This is a genomic window from Micromonospora endolithica (genome assembly GCF_003626595.1).
GTDB lineage: Bacteria > Actinomycetota > Actinomycetes > Mycobacteriales > Micromonosporaceae > Micromonospora > Micromonospora endolithica.
The window spans coordinates 44,841-54,142 of the sequence record NZ_RBAK01000022.1; the positions used below are offsets into that span (position 1 = coordinate 44,841).

Consider the following 9,302-nt stretch of genomic DNA (forward strand, 5'->3'; position numbering starts at 1 on the left):
ACGACCGGGGCAACACGGCGGCCCTCGTTGACGTCTCCAGGGTTCGTCCCCGAGCCGGAGTTGGGGCGGCGGACCTGTTCGGGCGGCTCCCCGGCAGCGCCCTCGCCGAGCCGCTCGTAGAGATCACATGCCCGGTGGGCAGGTCGACGTCCGGGTCCGGCAAGAGTTGTTTCCTCAGGTCCGCGCGTGTGGGAAGCGCGGTTGGCGATGTCACGGGCAGGCGTCCGTACACCTAGAGGGGAACACCTCCGACGCCGCCGCCAACAACGCTTCGTCGTTACGTCGCATGTCCGTCTGACGCGCCAATGGGTGTGAGGCGCCACACTCCCTGTTACCGGAACAATGTTTCACTATAGTTGTGGAACATTGTTCCGGTAAGTTGCAGATGCAGGTGCCCTAGGGAGAGGTGCCGCGCCCAACGCGCGCCACACAAGCCGCCAGCTCGGCCTGCTGTCAGGGTCTGGGTCCAATCGCCGCCCACCGCCGCCTGGCCCGCGACCATGGGACTTACCCCAGCACGTCCGAGGCCATGATCCCATGGCCGCCCTCGGCGGCATGCTCCGCCGTCCCGCCGAGGCGAAGCCGCCAACCCCCGACAACGCCCCATCTCAACACACCCGACTGACAGCAATGCGAATTCCGCTCTCATTATGCTTCTACGCCATGCGATCTCCCCTCGGGCGACTGGCTCGAACCGCACTGCCGGCCGGCTTCCTGCTTGGCTTCCTCGACTTCGTGTGGATTAAGTACCTGCCTTTCCCTCTGGGTGAACTGGGTAACTCCAGCGCCGTCTGGGCCGTGGCCGCCTTCCTCTATGCCTTCTGGCTTCGCTCCCGCTGGTGGTTGGGGGCCTTCGGCGCCGTCGCCGGCCTGGTCGTCGCGGTGCCCAGCTACTACCTCGCCGCGGCCCTCATCCAGGGTGACGACCTGGCCGTGCTCGGGCAGCCAACGTCCATCCTCTGGATGTGCTTCGGCGTCCTGGCCGGAGTGGTCTTCGGCGTCGGCGGAACGTGGGCACGGGAGCAAGGCTGGCGGCAGGTCGTCGGGGTCGCCCTACCGGGCGCGGTGCTGTTCGCCGAGGCGGCGTTCTTCGCCCGTCGGATCGGTGACCCGAGCTACGGCTCCGAACCGTCGGCACACGCCGCGATCCGAGTCGCGCTCGGCGTCCTGATCATCATCCTCACCGCCCGTACACACCGCCACCGGCTGTTCGCCCTTGCTACGGCCCTGCCACTGACCCTGGCCGGCTTCGCGGCGTTCCTGGTCGGCTTCCGCTGAACGCCGCCCCGGACGGCACCCGTCGCGCTCCCGCTCATCGGCGCTCGCCGACCGGCGCCCCGGCGTTGGGGTAGCCGGATCGCGGCGATCCGGCCACTCCGCCCGGGTCGAAAGCATCAGACCACGCCGACGGTCACCGGCCGGGCGACCAGACCGGAACCGCCACCGTCGGCATGTCCACCGGCATCACCGCGAAGGTCGGCACCGCCGGGCACGTCATCCTGATCCTGCTGATGTTCATCGGCCGGCTCCGCCCCGTCACCGCCGCCGCTCTTGCGCTGCGCGAGCGGACCCGCCGTTACGAGCTGCCGGAGGAGCGACCCTTCGTGGGGCTAGGAACTCGGACAGCAACCACATCGCCGTGCTTGGTCTCGGCCGCCTCGGAGGCTCCGCGGCCGTCGAGCTTGCCTCAGGCGGCCGTCCGATGCCCTGACGCGGCTCGCCGGTACCGTCGAAGCACTGGCCGTGCCTGGTGTACTTTCTCAGCCCTCAGCAGGCGGGCTGAGGGCCGCAACCTGCCGGAACAGGCCCAGCGTCCCCGCCGTGGCCACGACTCCCGAGCGCGGCAGGATCACCTGCCGGCTGATCCCGGCCTGTCTGTCTCGGCGCTCGTGTCGGTGGGAAGAGTCTGGCCGTGGCATAGGCCCGACTCGCCGCAGCGTAGATGGCGTCGATGTCCGTGTCGGGGGGAAACCGGTCGGCGAGTTCGAGGTCGACGAGCCCTTTTATGGTGGCCCAGGCGGCACGAGCCATGTCTCGGTCACCGTCGTAGGCGGCGACCAGCGGTGCCGCTGCGCGGTCTTCCAGGCCGACGGGCAGTTGCGCTCGATTGAGGGGTCGGTCGTTGATCAGCCGGTGCATGTGGGGGTGGCTCAGCGCCCATGTCCGGTAGGCGCGGGCGATCGTGGTAAACGTCGCGGGCACATCCTGCAAGGCGTCGGCCTGCTCGGCCAGTCCGGCGGCGGCGAGGGCGTCCTCGATCCTGGCCTTGTCCGGGACGTGCTTGTAGACCGACGGGCCGCGGATCCCGACTGCGGCGCCGAGGCGGCGGATGGTGATCGCCTCGGCGCCCTCGGTCTCCAGCAGGTGCCGCGCGGCGGCGATCAGCTCAGCACGTCGATCTGCCCGCACGGTGGGCGCGGCATCGGCGGTCATCGTGGGAAGTCAGCGGTCTCGACACGCTGCTTAAGCGCCTGGTTGAAGGCGTCGAATCCGGCACGAGTGTTCTTCAGTGTGCCCTTGAGCAGGGTGACGAGGATGCCTGAGAAGCGTTCGCTGTGGGTCAGGTGGGTGGTGCCGTCAGCGTTGGCGGTGAGGACGAACGAATGCTCACCGTCGAACAGCCCACTGAAGCCGAGCTTGCCGAGCCAGCGCAGCTCCTGGCCCGGGTTCGCGACCAGTACGGTGGGCTTGAATCTCATGCCGCGCCCCCCGGGAGGGCTCAGGTGCACGACAAGCTTGGTGCCGACCCGAGGGGTGCCCTCGACGCGGCGCATAAACGGGTTCCAGTCCGGATAGGCGGCAAAGTCGGTGAGAACCTCCCACACTGCCTGCGGACTGGCGACGATGTCGATCGTGGTAGTGATGGCTGCGCTCATCATCTGTTCCGTCCTAAGCATGGGTAACGCCCGTTAGCCTACAACGTAGCTAACGGCGTTAGCTGCATCATAACCGTCCTTTTTCAGCCCTGTTGTGGCCGCGGCGCGACGGGCGGGCGGAACGTCGCGGCCGTCCGAAAGCCCCTCTCATGCTGGGCCAGGCCGATCTTCAGCTTGACCACGTGCAAGGTATGGCCCTGGATGTCGTGCAGGTCGCTGATGAATTGCACGTGCTCTCGGACCACCGCGAACTCCGCCTCACATTCCCGGGTCTGTTCGAGTTCCCGGATGAGGTCGTAGAACCGCTCCCCCAACGATCGTGAAGACGGTGGAACGACGGTGAGGACGGTCGGGATGAGGACGTAGGTGACCAGGGCGTGACCGATGTCATCCCGCTGCACCAGCAGCCGCGCCGGCGGCGGCGGCGGCGAACAGCCCGACCACCGCCAGTAGGCGTTGGGGCTACTGGTCACCGGGACCCCAGTGGCCACACCGCTGCCCGACGTGCAGGCACGGCAGCGCTACCCGGGCCAGGTCGTTGGCCGCCCACCGTTCGAAGGCCACCACGGCCGCCGCAGCCTCCGGCGCCAGGACGGCCAGGTGCCAACAGGTACGCGCATCGGTGTAGAGGAGAACCACGGCGGCGAACACCACGAGCGGTGGTTAGGTGACGAGATTGAGCCGGCGCAGCCTTCCCTGCCTCGACTCGGTGAGCGTGGCGATCTCGCGGTCACCGCATCGGTATCCGGCAGTCAAGGGCCGCGGCCCGCAACATTGCGTCACAGGCGGTGATGACGTGGTGCCACTGACAGACCGGTGTCGCCCGCGATGTCATGGGTACATGCCCACCTCACCCGTCATCGAAGTCGACCGGCTGAACCTCACCTACGGTGACTTCCACGCCGTGAGGGACCTCTCCTTGGAGGTGCGGCCCGGAGACTGTATGCCCTGCTGGGACACCAGGAGCCGTCCTTCGGGACCGTGCGCGTCTTGGGGCGCAGCCCGCAGGAGCGACGCGTCGTCCGTCCCCGAATGGCGTCATGCTCCAGGACGGTGGTTGCTCCCCAGACCTCACGGTCCGTGAGTCCGGCCGCCTCACCCGGCGCGCCGACGACGTCGACCGAGTGCTCGACCTCGTCGATCTCACCGGCCTGGCCGGCCGCAGGGTGTCGCAGCTCTCCGGCGGCGAGAAGCGGCGGCTGGACTTCGCCACCGCCGTCTACGGCATCCCAGAGTTGATCTTCCTGAGCGAGCCGACCCACGGGCCTGGACGTCCAGTCCCGCGACGCTGTCTGGGCGACCGTCGACCGTCTCCGCGAGAACGGCGCCACCATCGTGCTCACCACCCACTACCTGAAGGAGGCGCAGCAGCAGCGCCGACCGGATCGGGCTGATGCACCAGGGCACCCTCCACCGGGAAGGTACGGTCGCCGAGCTGGCGCAGGACCACGCCGTTGAGCTGCAGGGGTCTGGAGGCCGGACCGACCCCCGCCTCGACGACGTCTTCCGCGCCTTCAGCAACTGACCCGCGACCTCGACAGGAGTTCCACGGTGTTGTCCATCGTCGCAGGCGAACTGATCCAGATCTTCCGCAACCGGCTCGTACTGATCACCAGCCTCATCATCCCGGTCGTCGTCAGCGCGTTCTTCGTCCGCCAGCACGAGACTTACGCCACCCTCGGCTACATCGCCGCGACCGTGATGTTCACGATCACCTTGTTCGGGCTCTACGCCACCGCCGTCACCACCCTGGCCTCCCGGCGGCAGAACCTCGTCCTCAGAAACTGCGCTCCACCGCCGAACACGACGCCGGCATCCTCGCCGGCCTGCTGCTGCCCGTACTCGTCCTCGCCCTGATCCAGGTCACCGCGATCCTGACCGCCCTGGCCGTGGTCACGGGCGCACCGGCCAACGTCGCTCTGCTGTTCGTGGCGTTCCTCGCGACCCTGGCCATGATGATCGGCCTGGCCCTGGCCACAGCCGGGCTGACGAAGTCCCCCGGAACACGCGCAGATCACTACCTTGCCCGTTACCCTCGGTGTGATCGGCCATGGCCAGCTGGTTCGACATCTCCGGGACCGAGAACCTCGCCTGGCTCAGGCGGCTGCTGCCCGGCGGCGCGGCCACCGAGCTGACCATGAACGCCTGAAACGGCGGCGTCGCCGTGACCGACTCCCTGCTTCTGCTCACGCCCACGGTCGGCTGGGTCGTCATCGCTGTCGCCCTCGCCACCCGACTCTTCCGCTGGGAGCCCCGCCGATTGCCACCGGGACCCGCGAGCACTCCCACCAACCGATACTGGCGCAAGATCCTGCTCCTCCTGTTTCAACCCATGTTGGGGATCGTCGCAGAGAGAGAACTCCCTCTTCTACGTCCTCGGCAGAGCCGTGCTCGCGGAACTCGCCCTCGGCGAACACCTGAGCACCGTGTCGACATCCACTAGACGTCCAATACAAGAAGGTAGGCGCGCGTGACCTCCCAGCCTTCGGCGCCGGTTGCCGACGCCGAGCCAACCCGTCCTCCGCGACGGCGGTGGCTCTGGGTTGTCGCCGGCATCCTCGCCGCCGTGGTAACCGCCCTGAGCCTCGGTGTCGCCGGCCTTCAGCTCGGCCTGCCCTGGCAAATGGGCGACGGTGACCGCAACCACATCTACGAGGGCGACGCCGGTTCGCAGCGCTACCAGGTCCACCTCCCGCCCCAGCACAAGGGGACGGCCCGGCTACCGGTCATCATGGCGATTCACGGCTGCGGCATGACGGGCTACGGATGGAACTCGATGAAATCCACGACGCAATTCAACCGCCTGGCTGACCAGAAGGGTTTCATCGTCATCTACCCCACACAGCTGATCTCCCGCAACCCGATCGCCTGCTGGAACTCGGCCGACCCACGGCATCAGCACCGGCACACCGGCGAACCCGCGCTGCTCGCCGGCGTCGCCCGGCAGGTGGTCGATAAGTACCACGCGGACCCCGCACGGGTCCACGTGGCCGGCGCCTCGTCGGGCGCGGGAACCGCGGTCATCCTCGCCGCGACCCACCCCGACGTCTTCGCCACGGTCACCTCCGTCGCCGGCGGCGAGTACGGGCTCAACCAGGTCGACCCCGACGATCCCGACTCGACGTCGCCGCTGGACACGGCACGTCAGGCCTGGGCACAGATGGGCGACCGGGCGCGCCGGGTGCCGCTGCTGGTCATCCAGGGCGAGCGGGACAAAGTCGTGCCGCCCTTGGTCGCCACCCGCCTCGTCGAACACTGGACCGCCCTGGGTGACCTCGTTGACGACGGGCTGCCCAACGACAGCCTCGACCTGACCGAGGAGACCGTGTCGGTGCCCGCCGCGGCGGGGCGACACGGGTACACGCACACGACGGTCTCGGCGCGGGACGGCTCATCGATCGTCGAGGCGTACCGCGTCCAGGACATGGGGCATGTGTGGCCCGGCCCGGACGGCGACGGCCGCTACACCGATCACGCGGGCCCCGATGTGAGCACGATCGTGTGGGAGTTCGCCGCGCGCCACCCGATGCCGTGAGGACCCGTCGGCCCGGCCGCGATTACCGGGGCCCGGTCGTCTTGCCGGTCCTCGCCGATCCGCGCTTCTACCGCGACCAGATCGTCGGTGCTGGTGAGCAGCCGTTTCTCAGCGGCGACGCCATGGTGGCCTGGATCGACGTCCGGGACATCGCGGCCCTCGCCGCGCGGCGCTGCTCGAGGAAGGCATGCCGGCCGACCACGCGAGGGAAGTTTCCCGACCGAAGAACCCAGCGCGTCGCCCGCGCGTGCCCTGCAACTGAACCTCGATACCGCCGATAGATTGGTGGGGGCAAGTCAATGTTTGCGCACCTGCCTGAGAAGCGTGATCAACCGCTGCCGTCGACCTTGCGAGGAACTGCCGGTGGGCTTGTGCACCAATAAGCAATCACCCGCTACGCCTTCGGTGCGGTTGCGACTGCTCGGGGGCTTCGTCTTGCTCAACGACGACACTCCTGTCCGACTGTCGCCCGGACCGCAGCGAGTCGTGGCGCTGATCGCGGCACGCGGTCGGACAGCCCGGAGCGATGCGGCGCGGGTGCTGTGGCCGCGGCGGTCCGTACCGCAGGCGCAAGCGGAACTGCGCACCTTCCTGTGGCGGCTTCGTCAGCTACCCTTCCGGACTGTGCGCACCGACGCGCAGTACCTGTGCCTCGATGCGGCTGTCAGCTGCGACCTACATGAACTCCGCGTCGAAGCAGAGGCCTGGCAGCAGTGGGCAGCCGACCGCCGACAACCTCAGCGACGTCGCCTCGACGGCCCCGGCACAGCCGTACACCTACACGAACTGTGTCGTGACCTGTTGCCTGGGTGGTACGACGACTGGGTCCTCGCCGAGCGCGATGCCCTGCAGCGCATCCGCGTGCCCCTCCTGCGCCACCTGGCTCGCACGTACAAAGAGGCAGGTGAATACGGAAACGCCCTGCAGGCAGCGCTGCACCTGGTGGATATGGATCCACTTGATGAGCAGGCGCAAGACATGCTCATCCGAATCCACGTGGCCGAGGGCAACCTCGTCGAGGCACGTCGCGCCTACACGGCCTACCACAGTCGCCTCACCGCCGAGCTCGGAATGACGCCGCCGGCTGCGCTGCGGCGGCTCGCCTACCCGCCGGCCAACGAGTAGCCGACGCTGCGGCCCGAGCCGAACCGGTAGTGGACGCATCATCGACTGAGACTGTGCAGCGCCTTGCTGTCTGAATCGCAGTGGCTATTGTCGACGGGAATCACGCTCATCTCGCGCGAGGTGTACCCGCCTCCGAGATTGACTCTTAACTCCCTTCTGTTTCCTACCGTCACTCTGGAAACTTGCGCGGCACACCGTTGCCGCTGGGGATAGAAACCGCCGGCGTGACGCCATTCGGCACGTGCGGGAAGCCCGTCGCGCTGACGGGCACTTTCGTCGGGAGACTGTCGTGGAATCGCACATATACCAGCGCGACGGGAAGATTGGCTTTACGTGTGCACACCGAGAACGGAATGGACGATCGGATTCACCGGTCAGGGAGATCTAAGACCGTCGCCCGCCCCGCATCAGGCCCGATCCGTGCAACAACTACTCGCGCTACCACCCGCTTCCACCACGCGATATTGATGAGCTCCGACAGCTGCCGATAGATCGCACCGGACAAAAGGTTCTTCGGTAAACGCCTGTTTTCACGCGACGCGATCGGGGGTCATCGCTGCGCCTGATTGCCGGACCATGCCATCGCCGCCCGGACATCGCCGGATACTCCCACGCGGCGAACGGAGAATGCTCGACTTCATGCCCTCGAAGCGATCATCGGAGGACACCACGGTGGGAGGGTCTACACGGTGCGCTTGACACAGCCATTTCCATCCTGCTTAGCAGTTGGTTCGAAGTGGTGCAAACGAGGATGGATTGAGTGATCACCGCGATTCGATAAGGGCAGTAGTTCAGGTCGACCGCTTCCAGATTTCAGTGTGGCGATCGCTCGTTGCCCACACGAGACGGCCGGCGGCGTACGCGATGACCTGCACGTTCACGCAGTGGCTTTGTGCTGCCGCAGTAGTAGGGCTTCTGCTCGGCGACCCGGTCGATCGGGATCAGCATGCCGTCCAGGATCGCGTACGCCAGCATCCGGGTACGTCGCATCGCGGTGTTCAGGTCGTCGGATGCCGAGCTGAGCAGCGTTATCGCCTCTTGGACGTGGCGCCAGGCGGTGGCGACGCAGATCTCGAAGCCGGGAGCGAGTCGGGTGCAGCGGTATGGCGCCGAGTCCGTGGCGTGCCGCTGCCCTCCTACACCTCAGCGGTAGGCACCGCGACGTCCACGCGGGCCTACCGAGCGATTGGCTCGACACCCGATGGGGCACTGACTTCCCCCGCCACATAGCACGTCACACTCTTCGCGACGAATAGATCCTCGATCACCCGACCAGCGTGACCTGGCGGGCCGGCGTCATCAAGGTTTGGTCGGAGCCCTCTGGCAGCATCTGGTCGAACCGTCCACCGACGTCGATTACTGCAGGCAGAGCAGTGCTGCCGAAAGGAGGCCGCGACCGGTCACAAAGAGCGCGCAGCGGCTGTAGCGCTGTGGCTGAGGCGGCCCACGAAAGTCGCAAGCTCCAGCCGGTCAGTCGCTGCCCCCAGCCGTCGCCAAGGCGGCCACCCGCTCGAGTGACTCGCGGCCAGGGAGCCGCAGATGGCGGCGCAACTTACTGCCGTGACGTACGTCGGAGCGGCGGGCGCCATCATGGGAGTGGCTTCCTCATACCGCGCCCGCCGCTCCCGTCACTCGGCATCAGGTTTGATGGTGTGTGTCCGTGGTTGGCGGGTGACGCGGGGCTGATGGTCGGGTCTGATTGGTGCGAGCCGGACCCAGACGGCTTTGTGGCCGTCGTGGAGGTCAGTGACGCCCCAGCTCTGGGC

General features: G+C 67.4%; 8 protein-coding genes and 2 pseudogenes. 5 read left to right on the forward strand and 5 right to left on the reverse strand.

All coding sequences use genetic code 11. The features are described from left to right. The first annotated feature begins 663 nt into the window (after nucleotides 1-663). A complete protein-coding gene (locus D7223_RS31450; RefSeq protein WP_120733173.1) occupies nucleotides 664-1,278 on the forward strand; it encodes a DUF6518 family protein in 615 nt (204 codons plus the stop codon). 489 nt (nucleotides 1,279-1,767) lie between these two features. Here D7223_RS31450 and D7223_RS31460 read toward each other — a convergent pair whose 3' ends face one another. The 4 genes from D7223_RS31460 to D7223_RS31475 all read right to left on the reverse strand — a co-directional run bounded on the left by D7223_RS31460 (nucleotide 1,768) and on the right by D7223_RS31475 (nucleotide 3,530). Continuing rightward, nucleotides 1,768-2,433: a TetR/AcrR family transcriptional regulator gene (locus tag D7223_RS31460; RefSeq protein ID WP_120733175.1), complete on the reverse strand. Its 666-nt coding sequence runs from the start codon at nucleotides 2,431-2,433 to the stop codon at nucleotides 1,768-1,770. Continuing rightward, nucleotides 2,430-2,876 (reverse strand): SRPBCC domain-containing protein, encoded by a 447-nt coding sequence (locus tag D7223_RS31465; protein ID WP_120733195.1) that lies wholly within the window; start codon nucleotides 2,874-2,876, stop codon nucleotides 2,430-2,432. The genes D7223_RS31460 and D7223_RS31465 overlap by 4 nt, the downstream gene beginning before the upstream one ends. An 83-nt stretch (nucleotides 2,877-2,959) precedes the next feature. Then, entirely contained in the window at nucleotides 2,960-3,349 is a 390-nt protein-coding gene (locus D7223_RS31470; protein WP_147252655.1) for a sensor histidine kinase, read from the reverse strand. Next, on the reverse strand, nucleotides 3,339-3,530 hold the full coding sequence (locus tag D7223_RS31475; protein WP_120733179.1) for a hypothetical protein: 192 nt from the start codon (nucleotides 3,528-3,530) through the stop codon (nucleotides 3,339-3,341). Before D7223_RS31475 ends, D7223_RS31470 begins: the two co-directional genes overlap by 11 nt. A gap of 374 nt (nucleotides 3,531-3,904) precedes the next feature. Between D7223_RS31475 and D7223_RS34395 the strand changes: the two are divergent. The 4 genes and pseudogenes from D7223_RS34395 to D7223_RS32920 form a co-directional block, all read left to right on the forward strand. Then, a pseudogene (locus D7223_RS34395) lies at nucleotides 3,905-4,270 on the forward strand (ATP-binding cassette domain-containing protein); the annotation flags it as partial. Nucleotides 4,271-4,427: 157 nt separating this feature from the next. Next, nucleotides 4,428-4,733 (forward strand): hypothetical protein, encoded by a 306-nt coding sequence (locus D7223_RS33265; protein WP_202864726.1) that lies wholly within the window; start codon nucleotides 4,428-4,430, stop codon nucleotides 4,731-4,733. A gap of 709 nt (nucleotides 4,734-5,442) precedes the next feature. Continuing rightward, nucleotides 5,443-6,411 carry an extracellular catalytic domain type 1 short-chain-length polyhydroxyalkanoate depolymerase gene (locus tag D7223_RS31490; protein WP_120733181.1) on the forward strand — a complete coding sequence of 323 codons (969 nt, stop codon included), beginning with the start codon at nucleotides 5,443-5,445 and terminating at the stop codon, nucleotides 6,409-6,411. 624 nt (nucleotides 6,412-7,035) lie between these two features. After that, the gene (locus D7223_RS32920) at nucleotides 7,036-7,536 is read left to right on the forward strand and encodes an AfsR/SARP family transcriptional regulator (RefSeq protein ID WP_158610957.1); all 501 of its coding nucleotides are present in this window, start codon (nucleotides 7,036-7,038) and stop codon (nucleotides 7,534-7,536) included. Between the two features lie 830 nt (nucleotides 7,537-8,366). On the opposite strand, the pseudogene D7223_RS31500 reads toward D7223_RS32920, so the two are convergent. Then, nucleotides 8,367-8,631: pseudogene (locus D7223_RS31500) on the reverse strand (IS5/IS1182 family transposase); the annotation flags it as partial. Nucleotides 8,632-9,302: the final 671 nt, after the last annotated feature.

Bases quoted from the DNA above. Each gene is read 5' to 3' on its own strand.
- D7223_RS31465 (WP_120733195.1), bottom strand. From the start codon at position 2,876: ATGAGCGCAGCCATCACTACCACGATCGACATCGTCGCCAGTCCGCAG.
- D7223_RS31460 (WP_120733175.1), bottom strand. From the start codon at position 2,433: ATGACCGCCGATGCCGCGCCCACCGTGCGGGCAGATCGACGTGCTGAG.
- D7223_RS31450 (WP_120733173.1), top strand. From the start codon at position 664: ATGCGATCTCCCCTCGGGCGACTGGCTCGAACCGCACTGCCGGCCGGC.